We start from the raw sequence: 26,719 nt of genomic DNA, 5'->3' as shown, positions 1-26,719 counted from the left end.
ATAGTTTCCATCCCGAGTGGAACTATACCATCGCACCTCGCCCAGAAACCTGACGCGGTTATTCCTGCGCAGAGCCTAAGGCCGTTTCTCCGATAAACTGGCATGGGTTCCAGATCAGTGCACGGACGACGCCGAGGTCCTGCTCCGAATCTTCGATAACAAGCAGATCCAGCCAAGCATCACACTCATCTATGACTCCTCCGTCATTTACAAGATACGCGGATCCGTCAATGTCATGCGTTGCGCTCTCCGAAAGTTTGTTGATCACGACGGCGCAACGCGCATGGAGCGCTGGAAAGAGAAGCCTGAGAACATCCTGCGCCGCCCGCAAGATCCGCAACATGGCCTCCCGCGAGCAGTCGGCCGGTCGCTTCAGACGAAACCAGCCGATGGAGACGAAGCGGCGCTGGATTTCAATCGGCTGCGCAAGAATGACCATGCGCTCGGGCCTCCGACCGGCTATCGACCGTTCAACATAGCCGATGGTCGTCCGACTTATGGTCGAATGAAGGTGCTGGCGGCTGCGAAGCGCCTTCGGCCCGCCGTCGAGGCTGGACGACTCCCGAAGGACCTGCGGTCCGACGAGCCGATAATGCCGCTCGAACTGGAAAGAACATCGGGCTGCGGGGTGGCTCGCCTCGTCATGGTGAACGATGAGGCGCGTGGCCTGGACGGCGCCGATCCGGTAATTCTTGCCATCGAACCGCAGCATGGTGCCAACCGTGAAGGTCAAGCCGTGATCGCCGATGTCGACCGGCGATGTCCGCGCAAGCGCGCCCTCCAGCGTCGCGACGGCAAGACGCCCACGATCGGTCGGCGGCGACGCCGACAAACGTGGCCGACCGTCTTTCCCCAACCAAAGCCGCAGCCCCGCTGAAGGGCCATCAACCTGCTCAATGATGGCAGCCAATGGTCCCAAGGCATGAGGTGGATCGAAACCAGCCAGCATGCCGGGGGGAAGGCGCCACGAGAATGCCGTGTCGAGTTCCTCAAGGGTCAGGCCTTGAGGGCGCGCCATGACTCGCCTCAGCGCCAGGGTCCATTCGACGACACTGCCCAAGGGATGCGGGGCAAGCGGTTCCCACGCCGTCAAGGCATTGCCGGAACGCAAGGCGGCGATCATCTCCGCAGCCAAGGAGTAACGCGACATCAGCACATGGAGCATCCATGGCCGATCCCGGCGGCGTGCCGGACTGCGGTTGAGGGCGTCCGCCAAATTGCCGTGATCCCAGGTGATCCGAACCGGGGCATCCCGTTCCTCGAGATCCGTCCCGGGGAAACGGAGCCGTTCGGCATGCCGCCCCCCCGACCGGGTTTGCAGGCATCGCTCAAGGGCATCGACATCGTGAGCGTCGGGAACCGGCGCCAAGGCGCAGGGAATGCCTTTCGCCCAAGCCATCGCCGCCAACCGCAACGCCGTGTCCGGACGCGGCCCCTCCATGCCGTTTCCGGCATCGATGTCCCCCTCCTCGGGATCGTCCTCCCAAAGAAGCAGATGGTCAGGCCGCCGTTCGGTTGGCGCGTGCAGCGTGATCTCCTCCAAACGATCCGTCAGCAACAGAAGATCGCGCACGGCTGCTTCGCTCTGGCGGCGGTGTTCCGCCTGAGCCAGCACCGTCGATGGTCCCGCCCCAATGGCGCAGCACAACATGGTCATGGCTGTGCGCAATTGGCCGGATGCCTGCTCCAACCCCACGGCGACGAGGAGATCCACCGGCACGGCCTTGCCATTGGGCTGGGTCGGCCAACGCTCGGCCAGCGCGCCCAGAGTGTCGAAGCCGGCGATCAGGAGACGTGGCATGCCCTGCCCCGTGCAAAGGCCGCGAACAGCCAAATGGGTCGGGGTTTCGCTGTTGCGGGTGAAGCGCCCGATCAGCGGTTCCAGGCTGCCGATCCATGCTTCGGGCGCGATCAGCAGAATGGTCCGTCCCAACGCCACCTGTTCCTTCAGATGGCGCAGGATCGCGATGGCGAGCGGACGACTCATCGGTTCCGACACCAACCTGTCGTGTTTGGCGTGAGAAAGGCGGGGTACTGGGCGCAGACGGTTGGAGAAGCGGCGCCCGGAAGGATCCGGCCCACGCGACCACACCAGTCTCGGCCCCTTCGCTGTCTGGCAGGCCCGGTGCAAAGCCGCCAGATCGGCGGACGTCCGCCCACAAAGTTGGGGGGCAGGAAACGCGGCGGTGACCAGCAGCGCCTCCCTTCGCGACCTTGCCCGATCGGGCGCGAACAGGGCGACAAATTCGATCAGAAAAACCCATGGGCCGGTCAGGATGATGAATTCGAACATCGCCATTTCAATCGGGTGCTCGCTATCGATCGCGATCTCCAGGAACATCACGGCAAACAAACCCCAAAGCCCGCACAGCCCTCCTTCCATCACTTGGATCAAGAAAACCCTGTTCGGCCGCAACAACAGGCGTGTTTTCTGACCGAAGAGAATCTCTAGAATTTTTTTAAGGGATTTTTGTATGAGGTCGAGCGAATTTCTTACGGATGGCTGCGCTTTTTTCATCAGCTGCCGGTGGACACTCTTCAGAATCCACAAAGCCAGTGTCGGGACCAAAATGGAAACAGCAAAGAGAAAAACAAGGGAGAAAGCCTGCGCGCCGACGAATTCGACACCAAGACTTCTCGTGACGTCATTGATCGAGTCGAACATCCTGAGAGTAAGGCCGATGACAAACAGGATGATACCGAAAATACGAATGGGATCATTTGGCGCATCCATCAAATAATGAAGATCATGACTGATCCAGCAATAAATCATGTAGGCCGCAATGTTGTTCGCAAAGAAACCATAAAGCAGTACGGAGCGCACTTTTTTGGGAGAACGCCGCGCCCGGCGATAAGCGAGCAGGGAAATGATCGACAGCAACAGGAAGGCGGGAATGCTGGAGAAAACCGCATTCATCCTAAGAACCCGATCTCGACGTCCCGGTATTTTACAGGGACGTCGAGCGTGACCGAACGAATGATGGGCCACCTGTGGTCGCGCACCACCACGGCGTGCTCGCCGGACAGATCCTCGATCATGGTCGCGGCGGCATCCGGCAGCCAGCGGCCGGGGGGACGACCCAGCGGATCCACGAGCGGACGGTCGCGCGTCGGTTGCCGGGAACCGGCTGCCGACGAATCCACCGGCAAGCGGGCGGCCAGGGCGATGTCGCGATGGCGGAGGTCGGCTTCGCGCATCAACAGCCGTTCGACGAGATCCAGCCCATGACGGTCTATGGCGCGCCATCCAGCCTGCGTGTCGGTGACCAATCGTTCCTGAAACCAAGAGGCCAGTTCCGTGAAGCGGACGGTGGAACGGCCAAGGGCGTTCGTCACGGTGCGCCGCCGCCGGTGAAGAAAAAGCATCAATCCGGCGGCGCCGCCGGCTCCCATCGCGACCGGCAGCGCGACCAGGAGCGGGACCGTCCCGCGAAAGACCGCTCCCGCCGTCGTCAGTCGGCCGAAGGTCGAGGCGATGGCGCCGTCACCCGGAACGAACACGAGGGCGGCGGTCGTCACGACCATGAAAGCCGGCACCACCGCGACCAGCGCCACGCCAAGCACCGGCGGCAACAGCCGGGGCCACCAGAGGCCAGCCCGCACCGTGCGGCGCACGATCCGACCGAAGGAGTTCCACAGCGCCGCACCGCTCTCCGCCGATGGTTCGCGCGGCGCCGCCGCCCAAGCGGCCCGGCGACAATCGGCGGCCAACGTCCGGATGGCCTCGACCGCCGCCACCGTCGGCGGTCGGATCGGGGTGGTCGCTTCGACTTCCCGCACGGCGGCTTTCACCCTCAAACGCCGGTCGGCCAAGGCCAGACGGCGCGCCGGTGCGTCACGCTGCCGCTCGTCGCGATCGATCATCACCAGCTTCGGCCAGAGAGCGGCGGCGCGTTCGACAAAATCGCCGGGCAGGCGGCGGTGACGCCACCAGCGCACCCGCAACCGCGACAGCCACGTCCCCGGTTCGGCGAAGCGCTCCGTCCGTTCCGGTGGAGGGGGAGCCTTGCAGGTCCAATGCAGCAGGGACTCCATCGCCCGCTTCAACGGCGCCAGCGGCCCTTCCAGCAATTCCGTCGGCGATGCGCCGTGCCGATGAAGCTCCACTCCATGCCGAATCCGGCCAAGCTGGTCATGCCAGCCGGCCATCCAGGGTTGCTCGTGATCCGGCTCCGCGCTCAGCGTGAATTGATTCGCGGGAAAACGTGGGTCGATCAAGGCGTTCGCCCGCAGCAGCAGCGCAGCCAACCCAAGCAGATCGAGCCGATGCGCTTGGTCCGGCGAATCATTTCCCCCGGTTCCCGGCCGATCGACCAGCATCGCCACATGGGCGTTTGCCGGCGGCTCAGCCGCATGGTCGACAGCGCGCTGAACGAAGACCACGCTCAGACGCTGTTCGGCGCCCAGCGCACGAGCGACGGAAACGGCGCAATCGTTCAACTCAACCATCTTGGTCCCGCGACCACCAAGATGAATCAGAAGTTGGACCGGCTCCAACCCCGCCGCCGCAATGAAGCCGGCAAGGGCCAATGGGAATCCCTCCGGCGACACGACCCTCGGCAAGTCGGGCCACAGCGCGTCGCCGGGCTGTGGAACGGCCGAGAGATCCCAGATCGCCACCGCCCGCTCCGGCCAAAGATGAATCAGCCGGCGTCGCGCCAAGTCCACGAACGGCCAGTCGGGATCGGCGTTGCACAACAGCACGGTCATGAGGAACCGCTGGATTCCGGCTGCCAATTCACGACGGTGTCCTTCATGTCCGTCAGGATGCTCCGGCGCCGATCCTCCCGTTCCTGTTCAGCCTTTCTCCGTTCCTCATCGGCCACCAACGCCGGGGTTTTCCCGCGCGTGCCCGCCCGGCCTCGGGGCCCCGCCGTCCGGTCTCCGGTCGGTCGGGCCGGGACGGCCTCCTTGCTTCGCTGTTCGGCGTCCGTGATCGCCTGCATCAGCGTGAGGCGCACCTTGTTGCGACGAATGGCGTTTCCCGAACCGCGCATCGCGAGATCGACGAAGGCGCTCAGCAGGTCGATGACACGGCTCATCACGTGGCGGGTCAATGTGCGGGCATCATCGCCACGATGATCCACCGCGATGCCGGCGATGCGGAACGGCAGTTCGGCGCTGCCGAGCTTCTCGTACAACCGGCTGCCGAGCGGGTCGGCCTCCCCCAAGGCGGCATGAACGGCGGCGGCATAGATCGACTGGATCCATTCGACGAGCTGCGGATCGAGATCCAGCTCGGCGCTCAATTCGAAATCGTTGCGCGCCTTCAGGATGGCCTTGCGACGGCTGGCGACGGCGCCCGGCCACGCCGCCTCGTCGTAGCAGAACGGCCCTTCGTCGGAACCATGGGGGTTCTGCTTCAACAGGTCGAGCGCCAAGGCCTGGGTAAAGGCCTGGAGACTGCGTTCGCGCCAGGATTGGGCGGTCGCCTCGAAGATGTCGGGCAGATAGCCGGGCAGATGCCAGTCGCGGTGAAGATGCGGGGTAACGGCGCAGACCGTCGCCGTGCCGTCCGCCCCGGTCTGACCGCGCAGGCGCTCCAACGTGCTCTGATAGGCGCGGTGATAGCGTCCCTCGGGGGGATTGCTGACGTTGTGGTGCTCGTCCCGGTATCCCGGTTTCAGCTTCACCAGCGCGGTCAGTTCCAGGTTGTTGCGAAACTGGATGCAACTCAGCCGTTGCGGGTCGTACATGGCCCGCACGGCCAGCCGGTCGCCCGGCTCGACGGCGAACAGGCTGGTCAGCGCGGGATCGGATTCGATGTTGTCGACATTCACCTTATGCCGGTCGAGAAGGCCCGCCGCCGCGTTGATGTTCATGGCCCACATCACCACCCGCGATCCGGCGCGGTCGGATTCGGTGGCGATCAACGGCGCCGATTGCTCCCGCAGAATCCGCACCCGGTCGGCCAGCCAAAGTCGCCAATCCTGATTTCTACCCTTGGCCTCCCGCTGGATCGCCGTGATCACGTCGAAGTCGTAGTGTTTGGTGGCGTTCCGGGAAATGGTGTCGCGGCAATATCCATCGATCACGTTGTCCCGGAACAGCCGTTCGTAATCGACCCCGTCCTTGTTGTCGCGGCCCATGGTGACGTCGCGGAAACGCTGGCACAGGGTCCGCGCGAGACCTTTTAGGATCGGCTGGCTCTGCAACGTCTTCTGGCTTTCCTCGACATCGCTCCAGATCGACCGCATGGCGGTGCGGGACGCATGAACCGGAACGTTGCCGACCCAGAACGCCCGTTGATCGTCCGCCCTGGCGATGCTGCCGGTCACGGTGGCTGCGCTTTCCCGCTCCCCATCATAGCGGTTTTCCAGCTCATCGATGTCCCGGTCGATCCGGTTGGACAGGCGGTCGACGACCTTGAAGAACTCCTCCAGTTCCGCGACCATCGCGTTGACGGCCATCCGCAATTCGGCGTAAAGCCCGCGCCGCAGACCATTGTCGATCATCGCCTTGATGATGTCGGCCGAACTGGCGTAGTGGCGCCGGTACTCCGCCAGGAAATCGCGCCGGACGCGACGGCCTTTCAGAAGGCCCGTGGTTCGCGCCGCGTCGTCCGCGCGGTCGGCGATCGCCGCCGTGTAGGAGCGCCGCGAGCGGGCGAGCGCGCCTTTGGAGGGATCGGAGGACAGGGAGGCCTTGGCCATTTTGGCCGCCTCCGCGATCAGGCGGTCCAACTCGTCCGACGGTCCCAGCCGTTTCAGTTCCCGTTCCAACGCCAGCGAGAGACCATAGAGGAAGAAACGAACCTGCATCGGATGCACGCCATTGCGCAGGATGTAATACTCGATGTCTTCCGGTCGAAAATCCGACTCGTGTCGATCGATCTTTGTCAGGAAAAGATCCCGGAATGTCTGTGCCGGAGCACCGACAAGCGCATCGAACACCTTCTCTTCCGCAAGATTAAGCTTGCGCTCACGTTCATTGACCCATTGGGCGAGGCTGGACAGCGGATTATCGGAATCCACGCCAGGCCCGTTGCGCCAGGAGGCCAAAAAATGATGGCTCTCATAAAAGATCTGTTCGGCGCGACGGGTGAAGCTGCTTAGGAATGTTTCATAGGTGCGGTCGATCTCGGCGGATTGTTCGCCGCGCTCATCCAACGGCGGCGGCGGCACTTCCACGGCGTGCAGGATCGCTCGGAAGAAATGGTTGCCGTTGTCGCGCCCACGGACACGAACCATGTCGGTGAAGAAGCGGGCCTTCACTGGCTCGGGTTCGGTAATGCCATCCTTGCGGCGGCGCAACCACAGCGTCTTCTGCTCGTCGAACGCGCGGTCTATGGTCAGCCAATCGTCCTGCATCGCCTGCTTCGCCGTCCGCAGGCTCAGATAATGCAGGATGTCGTCGCGCGGGTAGAACAGATCCGACACCCCGACGCCGGTGTAGATCTTGGGACGACCACAGGCCGTGCCGGAGCTGCGGCTTAAAATCTCATTGGCGAACAGGCTGCGGTACCGGCTGCCGACGCTGGTGAACGTTAGGAAGTGCAGGATGCTGGCGCAGCGTGAATAGTAATTTTCCAGATTCGGCCCCAGGCTGGCCCCCATCCTGTCATTGTAATCGACAAGAATGACCTCTTCGAAGGGCGAGTTGTCGTCGGCGATTCTGGTGCCGCGATTGAGATGGCGAAAATCGACCGGCCGAGGCAATTTGCGCGCCGCCTCCAGCGTCGCGGCGTTGAGTTCAGTCAGCGCCGCGTAGCTGTTGGTGCGAACATTGTCCATCTGGGCGGCCGGCAGACGGGCGGCATGACAGAACACGTCACCCATCAGCAGCAGACCGCGCACCACCGGAACCACGCCGCCCAGCGAGCGGAACTTACGAATCAGCAGCCACGCCAAGGCCAGGAACAGCCCCGACCCGGTGCCCCCGGCCATCGACCCGACGATGATGATGTTCATGGGGCCAACCAACAGGGGCGCCAAAGACCGTTGGTTGATGCCCTTGACCACCCGATCAATGGCATCCTCGATCAACCGGTCATTCATGGCGTCGGAAAAGGCGAGCGTCGACAGGATGCGGATTTGTCCGGCCCCGGTCCCCACCGACATGCGGCGAATGTCCGGCGTCATCGAGTCGTAGTGGAGAAACCAGTTTTCCACGCCGGGCCGATTCCGTTCCCACATGCGATACACGTCGTCCATGGCGCCGATGCGCAGAATGTGTTCCGGCCCCAGGTAGCGGTGATGCTTCAGATCCTCGACATCGGTGTCGATGCCCAGAACCTGGATGCGATGTTCCGGAGCGCGCTTGGAGCGCTCGGCGTTGCCCAAGAGGCGATCAATGATTGCGCATCCTGAACCGCCAATACCGACCAACAACGTTGGTTCTGGGATAAAATCATCATCAGACATCATCCCGCTCTCCAAAAATTTTCAACAACATCGACCAGCAAATTGGCAGGACGATGGAGGCGCATTCTTTTGTATGTAATTGTCAATCAAGGTTCCACTTTATTTATACATAATTTTGGCTATCATAAAAGGGGTAGGCGGCATTGAAGCCTAGATTTCTCTTTGCAGGATGCGGTGATGAGAGGATTCGCCATAAGGGTTGGCAGGATGCATGGCGCTCGACCATCGTGGACGGCCCGCTCCCTTCTGGTTGTGCTGATGGCCGTGGCCGGAATGCTGGCCGTCGGGGGGGCCGACGCGCGGGTCGTGGGAATTGTGTTCGATGATTCGCGCAGCCTCAGGCCGACCTTCAACACCACCTTGTACGCCGCCCGCCTGCTGATCGCGCTTCTGCCGCCGGAAGACCGCGCCTTCATCGTCCGGATGAAGAATCCCGGCTCCATCGAGGCGTTGCCGATCGCGACCGACAAGGAACGGCGCGAGTCGCTGAGGGCGCTGGAGGATTGGGAAGCCAGCGCCACGAAAACCCCGGTGTCGAGCGTGACGAGGATCCTTGATCGAATCGCGCGCGAGACCCGTCCGGGGGAAGAGGCCGCCCTGATCCTGTTGACCGACGGGGAGTTTGATCCCGACCCTCAACCGCAATTCTTCGACGAACTGTCCGTCCTGCGCGATCGCTTCCAAGGACGCGTCATGCGGGTGTTCTTCGTGGCCATCAACCCGGAGGAAAAGCCCAAGAGCGGAGGGAACAAGGCATCGACCTTTCGCGAGATCATCCAGCGCCAAGGCGTCGCCCGCAGCCTTGCCGACCAGTTCGGGCGCACCGGCAGATTCGATGACACCATCGAAGTGCGCAGCGGCGAAGCCCTGCACAGCAAGCTGACCGAGATCGTCACCACCCTGTTGGGCGGCGATTTCGAAAGCCGGTCCCCGCGCGAGTTCATCCCGTCGGGGACGTCCGTCGGCATCAATCTGCCCTTTCCGATCGAGGGGGTGGGCATGGTGTTTCCCAACGCGCCGGGGGTGCCCAAACTCCGTTCGCTGGGAGCGGCGGAGATCGATCCGGACAAGGACCGGGTCAGCGGCATCCGGGTCGCCATGCCGAAACCCGATCGTCCGGATTGGCCGCAGTTGGCCTCGGCGGTCGTTCAGTACATGCCCGCCAAGCCCATCCCCGCCGGGGAGCATCGCCTGACCTTCGACGGTCCTCTCGGTTCTCAGGCGCTTCCTGTGTTCCACAGCCGGATCACGCCGCGATGGACGCTGAACATCGGCGACGTCCAATGGTCCGACAGCGACGGGCGCCTGCAAGCGGCCGCAGGGCAGAAGGCGGTGCTGCGGGTCGTGCTGTCGGAGGACGCGCAGGGGGGCGGCGCCCTGCCTCTGGACCGTCTGACGGAAATGCCCAAGATCATCTTGCGCGGCAAGGGACAGGCAGACCGGGAGATGACGCTGGAGCCGTCGTCCGGCGCCTTCGTCACCACCCTCGATTTTCCCGCGCGACCTGGAACGGAGCACTATACGCAGGAATATCAGATCATCCTGCGCTACCCCGGCCTTTATCAGAGCAACGGGGGGCCGTTGCGGGCCGACGTATCGCCGCCCATCGTGCCGGGGCTGCGGGCAGACGCAGCGTCCGGCGATCTCAGCCCATGCTCCGACTGCGGTGAGACCGAGGTCCCCATCGTCTATCGCTCCGCCACGGCGGAACCGGCCCGGCTTCTGATTCCGCTCACCTTGACGCCGGCGACCTACTCCGGCCCAGTCACATGGCGTCTGAGCAACGCGCCACCCGATGGGGTGACCATCCGGTTGATGGCCGACGGAAGGGCGCCCGTCGTTCTCGACCACCGCAACGGGGCGATGTTGGGGATGCGCAAGGCCCAAGGTGGACGATTTACAGTGGAGGTCGCCGTGGCCGGCGCTGATCTCACGAATGCGTTGCGGCTGCCAGAACTGGTGGCCAGCATTCCGGCCGCCGAAAAGCCGGTCGGGCTGCCTCTTTTGGCGGGCCGCGCGATCAAAATCGTGACGCCTCCGCTGGTGGTCACCCGAGCCAATGGTCAGGCCATCACGGGATCGGCGCCGCTGCTGCTCGCGCCCCACATCGTCGGTTCGGCCGATGCCGGGTCGGCGGCGCCGGAACTGAGGATCCACGGTCTGCTGGAGGAGGAGCGATTGGGGGGCGGCAACATGGTCCTGAAGGTCTCCGTCTTCGGCCTGCCGGCCATCCAGATGAGCTTGTCACCCGCCGCCGACGGCCGCATCCTGTTGGTCCCCGACCATGACGCGGTTTCGCAATGGTGGCTGTTCGACTGGCTGCGCGTTCTGGTGGCGCTTCCGCCGTTCGAATCCAAGCTGGGACACATCACCTATCAAAGCCGCAAAACGGGGCGTTCGGCAACGGTCGCAATCAACGTGGATGTTTTGGCTCCGGGGATCTCGGGCCTGCTGTGGGGCCTGTTCCTGCTCGTGATCGAACTCGCTCTTGTGGGCTGGAGCGGTCTGTGGATGCTCGGCAGCCTCGCTTTCGGCTGGTGGGAGGCGTCCAGGCTGCGCTTCCCGAAAGGGGCCTTCCTGCGCGTTCAGCATGACCGTTTCGGGATCAACGCCGAAACCCACCCGTTGCGCCAGCCGCTCCTCCACAGTCTGTTCAGCCGACGCCTGTTCGAACCCCGACCGGAGCGTTACAGCGATCAGTATGTCACGCTGGAACCGATTTCGGGCGGTCTGCGCCTGATCCGGCGATCAGATTACAGCCCGTCATTGCGCATCGACCAGAGCCGCGTCCTGATCGCCAACCGCTTTCGACAGGATACAAGCATGGACGGAATTGATCTCAACTGGGGCACGGTTCTGCGCGATGACGATCGCAACATCACCATGATCCTGTCCGACGAGGCCCCATGAGCGCCGAGACGATTTCCGATCCCCCCTCTCACTCTCCGCCGCGCCCGGCCAGCCGCTCGGGTTCAACGGCGTCACGGGGCTGGCGGTTGTGGTTGTCCGCGTTCGTGCTGCTTGTTCCGGTGCCGGCCTGCATTCTCCTGACCTATGCCCAGTATCCGCTGTTCGTGAATGGCTTCGTGGCGATGGCCGATGCGATTTCACGTCCCCTTTTCCACACCGACCTTTCCATGAGGGATGTGCTGATCGGTGACAGCGACAGCGAAGAAAAAAAGAAAGAGGAAATTTATGAACACTTGTACGACTGCATGGAGATTATTGACAATTCATCATACGGAAAAATCTTCATGGAGAATGGGAAAAAGAAATTAAAGACAAAAAAACCCGATGAAGACGTTATAGAGTGGGCGAAAGGTAAGAAATTATACGGATATGGCTCCTTTGGCAGATCGAACGCTGATGACAGTATTCAGAGATTGTCTGTATTTTCTCAGAGGATTAACGAATTTTTTATAGGTTTGCAATTTTCCATACTTGTATCTTGTGTGATGTTCTTTTGTTTTTTCGTTTTTCCGTTGAAAGAGGGGACAGCCCATAGAAAGCTGGAGATCGACGCTGTCGCCCTTCACGGTCGGCGCATCCCATCGGATGAACATTCGCCCCCGAAAAGCTATGCATGGTCGTTGATCACTATGGGCGAAAGTCTGTACTGGAACACAAGCGGCTTTCTGGTTTCGCTGGGGTTCATGGGCACATTCGCCGGGCTGCTGGTGGCCATGTGGGCATTCCCAAGCCAGGAAATATTCGATGCCCTGGCCGGACAGACCATAGGCAACGGTGAAGTCATGCGAAGGTGTTGGGCGACGGAGATGAAGCTCCAACTGGCTCCCCAAGCCTCGGCCTTGAGAACCGCCTTCGCAACGAGCGTCGTCGGTCTTGCGTTGGCGGTTCTGGTGCGGGTCATGCACGCCATCCACGATCATTATGTCGTCGAGGACCACGCAGCAATCAAACGGCGCGACAAAGCGATCGAAGACGCGGCCCAAGCCTTTGCTCAGGGGAATGGCGGGGGCCACGGCGCCGGAACAGCCGCGCCTGAAAACGGCCGAGCGACGCCCGCGATCAAGGACAAGTCGGTCGCTCTGATCGACGAAACGGTGGTGACGCCAGGGCAAGTCGGGCTGAATGCGGAACTGTTGGATGCCATCAAAAGCTGGAGTGGAGCATCCGAGACTTGGAAGGATGTCGGCGCCCATATGCATGATTGGCGGAAGTACAGCCAAGACATGATCGAAGGTTTGAGGATTCTCAATCATCAAATCCGTGACACGCATCGCGACACGCGGGCGACGATGCAGGAGTTCCACCTCGCGGCGAGCGAAGTGCGCGATGCGGTCGCCGTGTTTCGCAGCAGCATCGAACAGGTAGAGGGATCCGTTCGCGGCCTGACAAGCAATATGGACGTACTCGTCACTCAGGCACAGCATATTGCCCGTGAAGTAACCAAATCTGTAGAAAAAATAAAGAGCATGCCTTAATGGATTGCCATCCGATCAACAACGATCATCAAAGGAACGTAAAAAATGAGGCGAAAAAATAAAGGTGAAGAAGAAAATGAAGTCTGGCTTCCTCTTTCTGATATGCTCTTAGCGATTATTTTAATAATCACAACGGCTGGTGTTGGCCTTTACATTTCATTGAGCATGTCGCGATCAAAGGAGCAACAAAATTATAACAATACTTCTGAAATAAAGCCAAACTTAACAAGCAACCAAAACGGTGTGATTGCTCCATCAAACGCTGCAAATTTTCGAGCACCTGTGTATCAATTTACAGAAAAAGAAACTTATTTTGAGAAGGTTGATCCGGATGATAAGCTTTGCAGCCCATACACAACCGACAAAAAGCTCTACGATAAGCAAACAAATATCAAAATGGATTTTTCCAATATGAGTTCATACAAACAAGCAACTTTAGGATTTATAAGACACAATATCAGCAACCCAAAATCCAATAATGGTCAAAACCCAATTGCGGAAATTAGAATTGAAGCACATGCCAGTCCTGGCTGGAAAAATGCGGACAGGTCAAAAAGTGCTCGATGCAATATGAGCCTTTCAATTCTTCGTGCCTGGAAGGTTTATGAATTTATTATGAATATCAATGAATGGACTCCAGAGGAAAGAAAATTTCTAGAAGAACATCTTGTACCATATTCTGGAGGATCAACCTTGGCTTTTAGGGCCGGTGGCGGAAGCCCGCCGGGTCATCAAGCAACTGAGGAGATTGAGCATTATCGCTCCGTCAGTCTTCGCGCTGTTTACGTTGATGGATCATAAGGATCTCAAACTACCATCAACCAATACTGACTGTTACCCGAAAGGATGGACGCGGTGTTGGTGCGGTGAGGCGGTTTCCGTGGTGTTTTGGTGGTTCCGGTAATTCGTTCGGCGACTCCTCATCCAGACAATCAACAACTTGGAATTGATGCTGGATCGGAAACACGCGGGATGGGAAGCCAGTCCAACCGCTGGGGTTGTCGACAGTCAGACGGTGAAGGCTCCTGCGGCAAAGGAGCGGGGCTACGATGGCGGGAAGAGGATCGTTGGGCGCAAGCGGCACATCGCCGTGGACACCGATGGCCGACTGCTCATGGTCAATCTGACCACCGCCGATATCTCCGACTCCGCCGGAGCGCAGAAAATTCTGGAAGGAATAAGAAAGCGTTGGCCCTGGATGAAGCATCTGTTCGCCGATGGCGGTTGCGACAGGATAAAGCTGATGGACAAAGCCGCCTACCTTGACTTCACCGTCGAAATCGTCAAACGCACCGATGCCGAACCTGGCTTCAAGCTTCTGCCAAGACGCTGAGTTGTCGAGCGAACCTTTGGATGGATGACACGCTGGAGACGATTGGTCCGCGATTTCGAACGACGGATCGATGTGTCAGGCGGCATGATCCTGATCGCCATGAGCGCCCTGCTGCTTCGACGAGTATCCCACTGAACAGGTTGTCAAACAGACTCTGACGTGTTTTCAACGCCTTTCCGGCGCGTCACGGGCTGAGTTCAGTGCCGCAACCGGCCAATCACTCATCGTGGTGGCACCCTCGTCAACCAGACATAGGGAATCAGGCAAGAGCGTCATAGTCCCCAGATGCTTGAGATCATAGCAACAAAAATATGAAAAATTTGATAATACGCGCATCTAAGATTTTTATTATTTATTGGTTATATACCGTGATGGAAAAAATTACGATATTCACAAATGATTAACCGGGGTTGTGTTGCTCTGATGTTGACAGATATTCTTGTTGACCGGCTTGATCCGGAGTCTATGAATATCGGTTGCAGAATAATTTCCCTCGTTGCTGGAAAAGGCGCCTCATTTGCTCGATTGACTTAAAATTTCAGGTTGTTCTGTCGCCGGTTCCGCTTATGAAACTCATCGGCATTTTTTGGGGTTTGGAGGCAATGATCGTCTCAAGCCGCTTGCGCGGATGCTTCCGCATTGCCAGGGGATTTGCGCGGATAGGGATCCCTGTGGGCGAGGCGCTCAACCGCCCTGCTCCGCCCGTTGGCTGACGCGGTGGTCACTCCGACAGATTTCGTTGCCCTTTGTCATATGATGACAGATGAATTTCAGGATGGGAGCCACTATGTGAAGCGTGTTGGAGCTGCACAGAAAACAACCACTGAAGGTTGTTTTTTGTGCAATGATCGGCCTGTTTGTTGAATAAAAAGCACGAATCACCGCTGCGCGACGTCACATCGAACAAGATAGTGGGTATGGATTTCTATGGGACAGTCCAATCTCAACGGCGTCGGCTTTACAACAGACGCCACCGTCACGGGGACTGGGGCCGCCGATTCTCTTGTCCTGACGGGCGGGGCGATCGTAACGGCCATCGGCATTGAAACGATCGCTGGCTCCGCCGGGGGATCGGTCGTTGATTTTGTGACGCTTGGCAGCGGCGGGAACACAACGCTCGTTCGGTTGCTGGAAACCCTGAGCGGCGGCGATGGCATGGACGTCATCACCCTCAGTTCGGGCGCGACCATGCAGGTCTTGCTGGTGGAGACCCTGACCGGCGGCTCTGGAACCGACGTGGTGACGCTCGGCAGCGACGGTTCGACCATGACGGTCTCGTTGCTGGAAACCCTGACGGGTGGAACTGGCGCGGACGTCGTCACCATCGGCACGTCCGGTTCGACCATGACGGTCTCGCGGCTGGAAACCCTGACGGGTGGAGCCGGCGCGGACGTCATCACCATCACCGCCAGTGGCGCGACCATGCAGGTCTCGCTGCTGGAGAGCTTGAACGGCGGTTCCGGCCTTGATGTGGTGACGCTTGACAGCGGCGGCTCGACCGTCACGGTTTCTTTGCTGGAAACCTTGACCGGCGACGCGGGCACGGACGTCGTCACCATCAAATCGACCGGCACGACGATGCGGGTTTCGCTGCTGGAGACACTGACCGGCGGCATTGGCGCCGAGGCGATCACCATCGGGTCGGCTGGCTCGACGATGTCGGTGTCGTTGCTGAGTTCGCTGACCGGCGGCGCGGGGACCGACATCGTCACCATTGGCTCCGCTGGCACGACAATGGCGGTCTCGCTGCTGGAGTCCCTGACCGGCGGCGTCGGCTCGGATGTGATCACGATCGGCTCAGCCGGGTCAACGATGTCAGTCTCGTTGCTGAACACGCTGACTGGCGGCGCAGGCACGGACATTGTTACGCTGAACGACGTCAACAGCACGTTGACGGTAAAATCCATTGAAACATTGATTGGTGGATCCGGCAACAACGCCATCACCTATTCATTGACCACAACGGAATCAATAACGCTTTATAATATCGAGTCTATTACCGCTTCCGGCAGCGGCACTTTGAGCGCTCAAATTGGAACGTCTGGAGGAACGCTGACCGTCAGCAATCTTGATACGGTTTTTGGATCATCCGCAACAGACATCGTCACCCTTTCAGGCACCTACATCGTTGGCGTTTCCAATATTGAAACGCTGATTGGCACAAATTCGGTCGATCACAGCGTCACCTTTGGTTCTGCTGGGAACACGACGCAGGTCGCCTTGCTGGAGACCCTGATTGGCGGCGCTGGCACGGATGTAATCTCCGTCGCTTCGGGCGGTTCGACCATGACGGTCCAACTGCTGGAGACGCTGATTGGCGCCGCCAACGCGGATGTGGTGACACTTGGCGCTGGTGGGGCGACGACCCTGGTGTCAGCCCTTGAAACGCTGATCGGCGGCAGCGGCAAGGATGTCATCAGCGTTGGAACCGGCGGCTCGACCATGACGGTCCGGCTTCTGGAAACCCTGACCGGCAGCGCCGCCACCGATGTGGTGACGGTCGGAACCGGCGGCGTGACCCTTCTGGTGTCGGCGGTCGAAACGTTGATCGGCGGCGCCGGCGCCGACAACATCCTTTTGAGTTCAGCGGGTTCGACGCTGACCGTTTCCCTGATCGAGACGCTGACCGGCGGGGCCGGAACGGATGTGGCGAGCGTCGGTTCGAGCGGCTCGACGCTTCAAGTGTCGCTGCTGGAAACGCTGACGGGCAACCTCGGCACGGACGTCGCCACGTTGGGATCGTCCGGCAACACGCTGCTGGTGTCGGCGATGGAAACGCTGACCGGCGGCGTCGGCGCCGACGTGGTGACGTTGGGCGCGACCGGCAACAGCTTGCGGGTGTCGCTGCTGGAGACGTTGATCGGCGGGGCCGGAACCGACGTTGTGACGCTGGGGTCGAGCGGCAACACGCTTCAAGTGTCTCTGGTCGAAACGCTGACGGGCAATCTTGGCGCAGACGTCGCCATATTCGGCGCGTCCGGCGCCACGATGCTGGTGTCGGCGATGGAGACGCTGATCGGCGGGGCCGGAACGGATGTGGCGAGCGTCGGTTCAAGCGGCAACACGCTTCAAGTGTCGCTGTTGGAAACGCTGACGGGTGATCTCGGCACGGACGTCGCCACGTTGGGATCGTCCGGCAACACGCTTCAGGTGTCGGCGATGGAGACGCTGACCGGCGGGGCTGGGGCCGACGTCGTGACGTTGGGGGCGACCGGCAACAGCTTGCGGGTGTCGCTTCTGGAAACCTTGATCGGCGGGGCTGGAACCGACGTTGCGACGCTGGGGTCGAGCGGCAACACGCTGACGACGTCGCTGGTCGAAAGCCTGATCGGCGGGGCCGGAACGGACGTTGTGACCTTCGCCCCGCCCGGCAATCAAGGAACCCTGTTCGTTTCCGGCATCGAGACCGTTTACACCCCGTATCAGACTCTGGCGCTCAACGGCGTCGACACCCTGGTCAGTTTTTCGGGGCCGCCGGTTGTTCCGACGCCGACGCCGACAACGTCGGACGACGGCGGTGGGACTGTCGCCACCGGGGGCGTCAACTCGGTGGACGGCGTCCAGGTGCAAACGGGAAGCACAACGAACAGCGACGGCAGCAGCACGCGCAGCCTCACCGTCCCGGTGGTCACATCGACGCGCCAGGAGGTCAGCGGCAACAACGCCGTGGCCGACATCCCGCTTGTCGCCACCAACGCGGGCGTCAGCCTGCTGGTCGCCCAGGTGCCGACCGGCGTCGGGTTGCAGGTCAGCGGGTCCACCACGACGCAGACGGCGGTCAACTCCCGGGCCGACCTGATCCGCGAAATTCAGGAACACACCACGACCGGCACGACCGACCAGAACCAACTGACCGGGGGCGGCTCGGGGTTTCTGGAAAGCCTGCCGACCAACACCCAGGTGCTGGTGCAAACGATCGTGCCGACGTCAACCCCCGGGGCTACGGCGTCGGCCCAACCGCTGGTCATCACGGGAACCCAAACAAACGCCGACAATCCGTACAGCGCGTTGATCATCGACACGCGCAGCATGCCGAGCGGATCCTCGATCGAGTTGCAGAACGTCGAATTCGCGGTGGTGATCGGCGCCGTCAGCGTGGGCGGCGGCGACGGGTCACAGGTTGTCTGGGGCGACAGCGCCAACCAGCACATCGTGCTGGGCGCCGACGACGACACCCTCCACGGCGGCGGCGGCGATGATTTCGTCGGTTCGCGAACCGGAAACGACGTTCTCTACGGCGATGACGGCAACGACACCGTTCAGGGCGGCGAGGAAAACGACCTGCTGTACGGCAACATTGGCACGGACACCCTCTATGGCAACACCGGGCAGGACTCGCTGTATGGCGGACAGGGGAACGACGCCCTCCATGGGGGCCGCGACAATGATCGGCTGTCTGGCGATCTGGGCGACGACAGCCTGTCGGGCGATCTTGGCGACGACACCATCGCGGGCGGCGTCGGAGCGGACTCCGTCGTTGGGGGCGACGGCGTGGACATGCTGTCTGGCAATTTGGGCGCGGACACCCTTTTTGGCAACAAGGGCCAAGACACGCTGTATGGCGGCCAGGGAAGCGACACGCTGTATGGCGGCAGGGATGACGACCAACTGTTCGGCGATCTCGGAGATGACTGGCTGATCGGCGGTCTGGGCAACGACACGCTGACCGGCGGCGGTGGGGCGGACCTGTATGTTTATGGCGCGCGCCTGAACGAAGGTCTCGGCGACGGGCATGATGTGATCACCGGGTTCAACGCGGCGGAGGGCGACCGCATTCAACTGCGCAACGGATTGTCGAGCTACACGGTGCGCGCCAACGACGCGGGCGACGCGGTGATTGTTTTCTCCAGCGACGATGACGTGACCCTCACCGGCGTGCAAAAAGACATGGTGAAAAACACTTGGTTTGAGGGCGATTGACCGACAAGCGGCTTGCATGCGGGTCGCTTGACAGGATGGCTTGCATGCGGGTCGCTTGACAGGATGGCTTGAAAAGGGCGACGCCGTGGGGGAAACCATCGCCGGAAGGAACGAGGCCGACCGTCGGCGCGCCAACCGGAGTCCGCCGTGATCACCGTCGATGAAGCCCTGTCGCACGCGCTCGCCGATCATCGCGCTGGTCGTTTCGCCGAGGCTGGGGCGCTCTATCGCCGGATATTGGACGGCGATCCAACCAACATCAACGCCCTGCATCTGCTTGGCCTGATCGAGCGGCAGGCCGGGGGGCTGGCCGGGGCGCAGGATGGGTGGGCGAACCGGATCGGTCGCGCGCTTCAGTTCAACCCCAGCTTGGCGATGGCGTGGCATGGGCTTGGCGTCGTTTTCAGCAGCCGAGGCGACGCTGGCCTGTCACGGGCGATCGACGCCTTGCGCCGCGCCGTCCGCCTTGATCCGACGCTGACCGAGGCGCACCACGATCTGGGGGTGGCCCTCCGCCGCGCTGATCGGCTTGACGAGGCGGTGGACAGCCAGATCCGGGCGGTCACGCTCAAGGCCGATTTCGTCTCCGCCCATATGAATCTGGGCAACGCCCTGCTTGAACGCGGCGACGCCGCCAGGGCGCAGGCCAGCCAGCGCCGCGCCTTGGCCCTCAGCCCGGCCAGCCCCGAATGCTGGTACAATCTTGGCAACGCCCTGCACGCCGACAACGACGCGGGCGGCGCGTTGACGGCCTACCGCCGTTCGGCAAGGCTGGGGTTGACCCTCGCGGCGGCCCGTGTGGCGACGGCGCTGATTGATCTGGACCGATTGGCCGAGGCCGAGGTTGAACTGATCGACAGCCTGACGCGTCCCGGCGTCGATGTGGCCAACAGCCTCGAACTGTTGACCGACATCTTTCGGCGCAGCGGTCGGTCGGGCGAGGGGCGGGCCTTGTTCACGCGGCTGGCCTCGACGCCGCTGGCGGGCGTCCTGCGTCGGGGGGAATGCCTGACCGCTCTGGCCGCCCTTGATCTGCACGATGGCGCGCCGCAGGCCGCCGTCGCGCGTTTGGCGGCGGTGCGCGGCGACAATGGTTGGTTCTTCACCGTGAAGTCGCTGGCCGCCTTGCACAGCACCCTGGCGACGCATGGGCTTCGGCTGATCCGGCCCGCCGCCATGGACGCCAATGGGCGACAGCCCCCGCGCATCACCTCCTCCACCTTGGCGAGCAAGGGCCGCTTCGCCCACACCGTGTTGGAGTATGTGCTGCTTCGTCTTTACGCGGAGACGCACGGCTGCGTGCTGGAAACCCCCGATTGGGTGGGCGGCGCCTTCTTCGCGCTGAACGACCCGCCCCAAAGCGGACCGCTGCCGCCCCTGCTGTTCCCCCGCCGCATCCTCAACGATCTGGTCAGCGGCGCTTGCGTGCGGGCGCCCATCGTCCATCGGGACATCCTGTCGCCTCTGTTCCTGTTCGAGCACAAGGAGGCGTACCGCGAACGGGTTCAATCCTGGCTGAAGCCGCGCCATGTCTGGGCGCCCCACCTCGATCCGATGATGGAGCTGTTGCGGGCCGCCGGGGCCACAGTGGTGGCGATCCACGTCCGGCGCGGCGATTTTCTCACCAGCAATTACCCGATCACCGAAACCGCTTGGTATGTCGATTGGTTGCGCGCGCTGTGGCCGCAGCTCGAACATCCGGTGCTGTATTTGGCCAGCGACGATCTTCCGGCGATCCGTCACGCCTTCGCCGAATTCCACCCGCTGACGCGGGCCGACGTGGCGGAGGACTGGGTTGGGCTGGAGTTTCTCCAGGATTTTCACGCGTTGATGAACGCCGACGTCGTTGGGATCAGCGCCGCCAGCGGATTCAGCCTGCTCGCCGCCCGCCTCAACACCCGCGCCCGGCTGTTCGTCGAACCGGACATGGCGGCGCGGCGCATCCGGCCCTTCGCGCCCTGGACGCCCTGATCCATCACGCGCGGGCGAGGGCCTGAAGCGCGGTTCGCACGCGGGCCATGACCGACGTCCAGTCGCCCCGCCGCTCCTGCCGAAACAGGCGCATGGTCGGGTACCAGGGGGTGCAGACGCCAGCTTCCAGCCAGCGCCAATCCGGGGCGAAGGGCAGCACCGTCCAGACGGGGCGGTTCAACGCCCCGGCCAGATGGGCGGGCGCCGTGCAGGAACTGATGACAAGGTCGAGATTGTCCATGATCGCGGCGGTGTCGGCGAAGTCGGCGATCTCCGCCCCCAGATCGGTGAAGGAGGCGGGGAGCGGCCCGCAACTGTCCAGATCCTGGCGTCCCGCCCCCTTCTGCAACCCGAACAGTTCCACCCCCGGCGTTTCCAACAACGGCAAGAACGCCTTCAGGCGCGGCGAACGGACGGCGTCGGCCTTGAAGCTGGGGTTGCCCGCCCACACCAACCCGACCCGCAAGCCACGCGGGCGCCCCATGCGCCGCGCCCAGGCCGCTGACAACTCCGGTTCGGCCCGCAGATAGGGAACGGCGGCGGGGATGGTGTAGAGCGTGGAGCCGAGCCGGTGGGGCAGGCTCGCCAGCGCGATGTGGGCGTCATGCGGTGGCGGCGCGTCGAACCGACCGACGACGCCCTCGACGCCCGGCATGCTGGCGAGCAGACGGACGAGCAGGGTGTTGCATTCGACAAAGACCCGCCCCCCGCGCGCCTGGAGCAGCGGCGCGTAGCGGGCGAGCATGATCGTGTCCCCCACCCCCTGCTCGTCATGAATCAACAGGGTTTTGCCGGTGATGTCGCCGCCATCCCAGAGAGGGGAGGGAAAATGGCGTTTGGGCGACGGAAAATCGGCCATCCGCGCGCGCCATTCATATTCGGCGAACCCCTCGACCCACTCGCCCTTGAGCAGCAGGCCGAAACCAAGGGCGGTGTGGGCCTCGGCCAGCGTCGGATCGAGCGTGATCGCGGTTCGCGCCATCGTGATCGATTCGTCGATCCGCATCGCGTCCCGCGCCGCAAGGCCAAGATTGAGGTGCGCGTGCGCCGCGCCCGGCTGAACCGCGATGGATTGGCGGAAGCAGGCGACGGCCTCGTCGAGCCGCCCAAGCTCCTGAAACGCGACGCCCAGATTGTTCAACACGCCCGCGTCGCCCGGCGCGAAGCCCAACGCGCAGCGGTAATAGTCGATGGCCTCCTCCACCCGGCCAAGGCGGCGGCAGGCCATGCCCAGATTGGCGTAGGCGGCGACCGACAGCGGCGCCATGCCCAGCAGCGTCAACAGCTCCGCCGCCGCCTCTTCGGCGCGGTTGTCCGTAAGAAGCGCTTGGGCAAGCAGCAACCGCTGCTCGGTCAGCCTGGGCTTGAGGCGCATAAGCCGACGCAGGGCGGTCGCGGCGTCGGCGTGCTTGCCCTGGTCCGTCAGGATGTTGGCGAGGTTGTTGAGGACGTCGCTGAAAGCCGGGTCGAGAACCAAGGAGCGTTGGCAGCAGGCCAACGCCTCGTCCCGTCGGCCAAGCCGCCGCAGCGCGCTGGCGAGGTTGGAGAAGCAGGCCGCGTTGCCGGGGTTGACGCGGATGGACTGGCCCATCCATTCCGCCGCCGCCGTGAAGCGCCCGTCCTGAAGCGCGACCACCCCCAGCAGATGCAGCGCGTCCGCGTGCTGGGGATGGGCGTCGAGGATCCGTTGATAGGCGCGCTCCGCCTCCGCCAGCCGCCCGGCCCCATGATGGGCGAGGCCCGCCGCGACGAGGGCCGCCGGATCAGGATGATTCACAGGGGATGCGGCTGGTGTGGCCATGCGTCGGTTCTTTTCGCGGTCAGATCAACACCGGGGCGGACCATGGGTCGTAGGCGATCAAGGCCTGACGGGTCCGGTCCGGTCGGAAAAACGCCTCAGCCCTTTGATTGAGCATCGTCGCCACAAAGGAAAAGCTGCTGTTGGAAATGGCGACCCGGTCGGCGTGGCGCAGCGCGAGGAAATCGGTGAAGAATTCGGCCCCGTCGATGGGGTCGGCCAGATCGCGGCCGATCAGGGGGCGGTAGGCGGCGAAGGCCCGCAAGCAGCCGGGATCATCGGTGGCGATGAACAGGGCGGGTTGGTCGAGCGTCGGCCAGACGCTTTCCAGCCAGCGCAGATACCAGGATTCCGGGGCGGTCCAGAAAGGCCCCCAACCGAAATCCCCACGCCGGATGTGCAGGGCGACGATGCTGCGGCCAGCGGCGCGCAGGCGGTCCAGCGCCGCGTCGGCCAAGGGGCGCAGATGGCGGCCCGGCGTGAACAGGGCGCGGAACTCCGCCTTGAAGGGAGCCAGACAGCCGGTGTCGCCGCAGAAATAGCCCGCAACGTCCCGATCCGCCAGACGGTCGCCGCCGCCGCGCAAGGCGGCGACGATGGCGGCCTCGCCCTCCGCTTCCGGCAGGCGCGTCAGCGCCGGGCCGGGCAGGGGATCGTCGTGATCGAACAGGTGACGGCCAATCCAATAGGGCGCCTCCAGGGTCAGTCCCTGTCGGGCGGCGCACAGGCGCAAGGCCCCATATTGGAGAAGCTGGTTGCCGAACCGTCCGTTGCGGCCAAGGGCGGTCGAGGCCAGGCGCCGACCCGGCTGGCCCGCCGCGCCGGGGGCGGGCGGCGGCCCCCAGCGGCGGGTGAGCCGAAGCGCCGCGCGCCGGGTGAAAGGCTCGCCAAAGCCGGGATTGCACAGGATCGCCCGCTCCCACGCCGCCAACGCGGCGTCCCGATGGCCGAGCGCTTCCAGGGCGCTGGCGAGCGCGACGTGGCCGCCATGCAGGTCGGGGCTGAGTCCCAGCGCCCGACGGGCGTGCGCCGCCGCGTCGGCCCCGTCGCCGAGTTCCAGGGCGGTCTCCGCGCTGGCCGCATGGGCGTCGGTTCGCGTCGGCTCCAGCCGCAGCGCCCGCGCCAGATCCCGCCGACCCGCCTGCGCCGCCCCAAGACGCCGCTTCGCGCGGCCCAGCAGCAGGAAGCTGCTGGCGTGGTCCGGTCGAAGCGCCAACGCGTGGCGCAAATGGGGGAGGGCCTGCGCCGAGGCGTCGGCGTCGACCAGGATGGAGCCGAGATTGAACCACGCCTCGGCGGTCTGCGGTTGGAGTCTCGCCACCGCGCGGAAGGCCGTCCGCGCGAGAGCGCCGCGCTGGAGTTGATGGCCGCAGACGCCCAACTCGAACCACGCGTCGGCGCGGTCGGGGGCCAGGGCCAGGGCGCGGGTCAGCGCGGCGACGGCGCGGTCGCGTTGACCGGCCTTGAGCCTGTCTTTTCCAACGGCGACGAGGCTGTCGGCGGTGATGGGCGGCGTGACGGGCGGCGTGGCGGGCGTGAGAAACGGCGGGCCGTTCCAACCACCGTCGCGGACAAGCGCGGATTGCTTGGCCTTCAGCGCCTGAAGACGGCGCTGGGTCAGGATCTCGATGGCCATGAAACGCGTGTCGGGCGGCGGCGCGGGGGCGGGTTTGGCTGCCCCGGTCATCTCCAGGCGCTGCCGCGCCAAGGCGTTGCCCGCCCGCATGGTGTAGTGGACGGTTTTTTCCGCGATCTTGATTCCACCGAACAGGCTGTGGAGAGCGCGGCCATAGGCCACGTCGTCGGCGACGGCGGGATGGAACGGCGCCTCTTCGGGAAAGCCGCCGATCAGCTCGTGGCAGACGCGCCGGACGCAGAGGTTGCAGGGGTAGCTGCTTTCCGACGCCGCGCGCCAAGCGGGGGTGACGTGCTGGTCGATCACGTCAAACCGCATCCCGGTGCGGACGAACCCGGCGTCCGGGGTCAGGTCCAGCGCCCTCGCCGTCAGGAAGAGGTGCCGTTCGAGATAAAAATCATCGGCGTCCAGGAACCAGACGTAACGGCCAAGCCCGGCGGCGGCGCCAATGTTGCGCGAGCGTCCGGCCCCCTGATTCCGGTTGTTGACGATCAACGTCACCGTCTGTTCGGGATTCTCGCGCGCCCAACGCAAAACCCGCGCCGCCGTGTCGTCGGGGGAGGCGTCATCGACGACGCAGATGTGAATCCGCGCCTGCGGGTCCCCCGCCGCCGCCTGGTAAAAGCGGATCGCCGCCGCGACGCTGTCGAGCGCCCGGGCGACGCTGTCCTCCATCCGGTGCGCGGGGATGACCACGCAGCCCAGAGCGTCCAGGTCGCTCCGATGGCGCGCGATGCCCCGCAAGGCCACGCCCAAGCCGGAATCCTCGTCGCGCAAACCCGCGCGCCGTTGCGCCGCGTGCCATTGTTCAGCCTCGGCGTCGCGCCCCTGGATCAGGCGCAGGACGCCGAGAACGCGCGCCACGTCGCTGTGCGACGGCGCCAGACCCGCCAGGGGGGCCAACAGCGCCTCGGCCTGTTCGACCGCCCCCTCCTGGATCAGGCGCAAGGCGTGGTTGAGCGTGAGGCTCAGCCTGTCGTCGGTCGATGGGGAATCGCTCACCGCCGCCCCCTAGGTCACAGCGGCGACGAAGGATTTGGCGAAGGCGCGCCACGTCCGCTCGCCGCGCAGGAAGGCGCGCGCCCTGTCGGCGCAGGCGCGGGCGGCGGCCCGATCCGTGTAGAGGGTTTCGAGCCGTTCGACCGCCTCCTCGACGGACGATTCCCCCCAACCCCGGCGGCGGCCAGCGGGGTCGGCCACCGGGGTTTGATGGCGCAAAGGCAGGCTGTTTCCATCGCGGATCAGGTCAAGATGGCCGGTGTTGGCCGACAGGATGACCGGCACGCCGCAGGCCATCGCCTCCATGGCGACCAGATTCGTCGCCCCTTCGCAGCGGTTGGGAAAGAGGGCGGCGTGGCATTCCGCCAAAATTCCCGGAAGCTGCGACCGCGTGAGAAAGCCCATGTCGACGAAGCCCTCCGGCGGCAGGCCGTTGGCCATCGCCCATTCGACAAGGCGCAGCTTGCCGTTGTCGCCGATGGCGGGGGCGGCCGGAGTCAGGAGGGACTCCGCCATGTCGGCGGATGTGTGCGGCCAGGGGTTGTGCCACGCCGTGACCAGCAGCGCGTCCGCATGACGCTCGTGGAAGCGCCGAAAAGCGGCGAGCGCGATGTCCTGCCCCTTGCGAAACTCCAGCTTTCCCCCCGCGAAGACGACGAAACGGTCGCCGAAGCGTTTGGCGGGCGGGACGAGCGGCAATTCGTCCGGGTCCACGCCTTGAAAGGCGCAGGCGACCTCGGCGACGCCCTGCTCGGCCAGCAGATTTTTGTTGTAGGTGGAATGCACGACGAGCGAGTCGTAGCTCCGCGCCTGCCGCCGGATTTCCTCGTCGAACCGGGTGTCCTCAAAGGCGATGACGCCAATGTTGCGGCTGCCGCGAAACTGCGCGGAGAGCGGCCCCGGAACGAAGCCGTTGCCAAGCGCGTGCAGAACCGTGCAGTCGTTGAGACGGAGCGCCCGGTTGTTGGAGCGGGCGGCGATGGCGGTGATTTGCTGGTGGGCGTCGAGCAGGACATGCAGCTTGTCCCGGTTTTCCGGTCGCAAGGTGCTCATCAGCGGCTTTTCCAACAAAAGCGGCGGTCGCCCCTGCTCAACCAGATGAAGCGCCGTGTGGACGCCGACCAGCCCCCAGTCGTGAATCTCCGAGAGCTGCCACGTCAACGCCAGATTCTGTTCCACGCACGGCCTTTCGTCGTCACCCCGCTCCCAGCCTCGTCCCACGCCGCCGGTGGGTTTGATGATAGCACGGCGCTC

11 protein-coding genes and 1 pseudogene are annotated in these 26,719 nt (G+C 63.3%); 6 read left to right on the top strand and 6 right to left on the bottom strand.

Annotated elements, in window-relative coordinates; genetic code table 11:
- Positions 1–58 precede the first annotated feature (58 nt).
- Genes D3877_RS27350 through D3877_RS27340 form a run of 3 tightly spaced genes read right to left on the bottom strand, consistent with a single transcriptional unit; the run spans position 59 to position 8,363 of the window.
- A complete protein-coding gene (locus tag D3877_RS27350; RefSeq protein WP_119833943.1) occupies positions 59–2,917 on the bottom strand; it encodes a hypothetical protein in 2,859 nt (952 codons plus the stop codon).
- Entirely contained in the window at positions 2,914–4,710 is a 1,797-nt protein-coding gene (locus D3877_RS27345; RefSeq protein WP_119833942.1) for a hypothetical protein, read from the bottom strand. Before D3877_RS27345 ends, D3877_RS27350 begins: the two co-directional genes overlap by 4 nt.
- Entirely contained in the window at positions 4,707–8,363 is a 3,657-nt protein-coding gene (locus tag D3877_RS27340; protein WP_238475139.1) for a tubulin-like doman-containing protein, read from the bottom strand. The genes D3877_RS27345 and D3877_RS27340 overlap by 4 nt, the downstream gene beginning before the upstream one ends.
- 258 nt (positions 8,364–8,621) lie before the next feature.
- Here D3877_RS27340 and D3877_RS27335 point away from each other — a divergent pair, with 258 nt between their 5' ends.
- The 6 genes and pseudogenes from D3877_RS27335 to D3877_RS27315 all read left to right on the top strand — a co-directional run bounded on the left by D3877_RS27335 (position 8,622) and on the right by D3877_RS27315 (position 21,032).
- Positions 8,622–11,273, top strand: coding sequence for a vWA domain-containing protein (locus tag D3877_RS27335; protein WP_119833940.1), 2,652 nt, complete (start codon positions 8,622–8,624; stop codon positions 11,271–11,273).
- Positions 11,270–12,808 carry a hypothetical protein gene (locus tag D3877_RS27330; protein ID WP_147395304.1) on the top strand — a complete coding sequence of 513 codons (1,539 nt, stop codon included), beginning with the start codon at positions 11,270–11,272 and terminating at the stop codon, positions 12,806–12,808. The genes D3877_RS27335 and D3877_RS27330 overlap by 4 nt, the downstream gene beginning before the upstream one ends.
- 45 nt (positions 12,809–12,853) lie before the next feature.
- Entirely contained in the window at positions 12,854–13,609 is a 756-nt protein-coding gene (locus D3877_RS29650; protein ID WP_147395303.1) for a hypothetical protein, read from the top strand.
- 82 nt (positions 13,610–13,691) lie between these two features.
- Positions 13,692–14,276: pseudogene (locus D3877_RS27325) on the top strand (IS5 family transposase); the annotation flags it as partial.
- A gap of 792 nt (positions 14,277–15,068) precedes the next feature.
- Positions 15,069–19,061 carry a beta strand repeat-containing protein gene (locus D3877_RS27320; protein WP_119833938.1) on the top strand — a complete coding sequence of 1,331 codons (3,993 nt, stop codon included), beginning with the start codon at positions 15,069–15,071 and terminating at the stop codon, positions 19,059–19,061.
- 147 nt (positions 19,062–19,208) lie between these two features.
- Positions 19,209–21,032, top strand: a complete 1,824-nt coding sequence (locus tag D3877_RS27315) for a tetratricopeptide repeat protein (RefSeq protein WP_119833937.1) — start codon at positions 19,209–19,211, stop codon at positions 21,030–21,032.
- A 4-nt stretch (positions 21,033–21,036) separates the two neighbouring features.
- Here the strand turns inward: D3877_RS27315 and D3877_RS27310 are convergent, their stop codons facing one another.
- From D3877_RS27310 to D3877_RS27300, 3 genes are read right to left on the bottom strand one after another with little or no spacing between them, the layout of a single operon-like run.
- A complete protein-coding gene (locus D3877_RS27310; RefSeq protein ID WP_119833936.1) occupies positions 21,037–22,833 on the bottom strand; it encodes a tetratricopeptide repeat protein in 1,797 nt (598 codons plus the stop codon).
- 19 nt (positions 22,834–22,852) lie between these two features.
- Positions 22,853–25,468, bottom strand: a complete 2,616-nt coding sequence (locus D3877_RS27305; RefSeq protein ID WP_119833935.1) for a glycosyltransferase — start codon at positions 25,466–25,468, stop codon at positions 22,853–22,855.
- Between the two features lie 9 nt (positions 25,469–25,477).
- On the bottom strand, positions 25,478–26,644 hold the full coding sequence (locus tag D3877_RS27300) for a glycosyltransferase family 4 protein (protein ID WP_119833934.1): 1,167 nt from the start codon (positions 26,642–26,644) through the stop codon (positions 25,478–25,480).
- Between the last annotated feature and the right edge of the window lie 75 nt (positions 26,645–26,719).

The organism is Azospirillum cavernae, from assembly GCF_003590795.1.
Taxonomy (GTDB): Bacteria; Pseudomonadota; Alphaproteobacteria; order Azospirillales; family Azospirillaceae; genus Azospirillum; species Azospirillum cavernae.
Note: the sequence above shows the minus strand (reverse complement) of the source record. Positions and strands in the feature narration are given on the sequence as shown.

Bases quoted from the DNA above. Each gene is read 5' to 3' on its own strand.
- D3877_RS27350 (WP_119833943.1), bottom strand. From the start codon at position 2,917: ATGAATGCGGTTTTCTCCAGCATTCCCGCCTTCCTGTTGCTGTCGATC.
- D3877_RS27345 (WP_119833942.1), bottom strand. From the start codon at position 4,710: ATGACCGTGCTGTTGTGCAACGCCGATCCCGACTGGCCGTTCGTGGAC.
- D3877_RS27340 (WP_238475139.1), bottom strand. From the start codon at position 8,363: ATGTCTGATGATGATTTTATCCCAGAACCAACGTTGTTGGTCGGTATT.
- D3877_RS27335 (WP_119833940.1), top strand. From the start codon at position 8,622: ATGGCCGTGGCCGGAATGCTGGCCGTCGGGGGGGCCGACGCGCGGGTC.
- D3877_RS27330 (WP_147395304.1), top strand. From the start codon at position 11,270: ATGAGCGCCGAGACGATTTCCGATCCCCCCTCTCACTCTCCGCCGCGC.
- D3877_RS29650 (WP_147395303.1), top strand. From the start codon at position 12,854: ATGAGGCGAAAAAATAAAGGTGAAGAAGAAAATGAAGTCTGGCTTCCT.
- D3877_RS27320 (WP_119833938.1), top strand. From the start codon at position 15,069: ATGGGACAGTCCAATCTCAACGGCGTCGGCTTTACAACAGACGCCACC.
- D3877_RS27310 (WP_119833936.1), bottom strand. From the start codon at position 22,833: ATGGCCACACCAGCCGCATCCCCTGTGAATCATCCTGATCCGGCGGCC.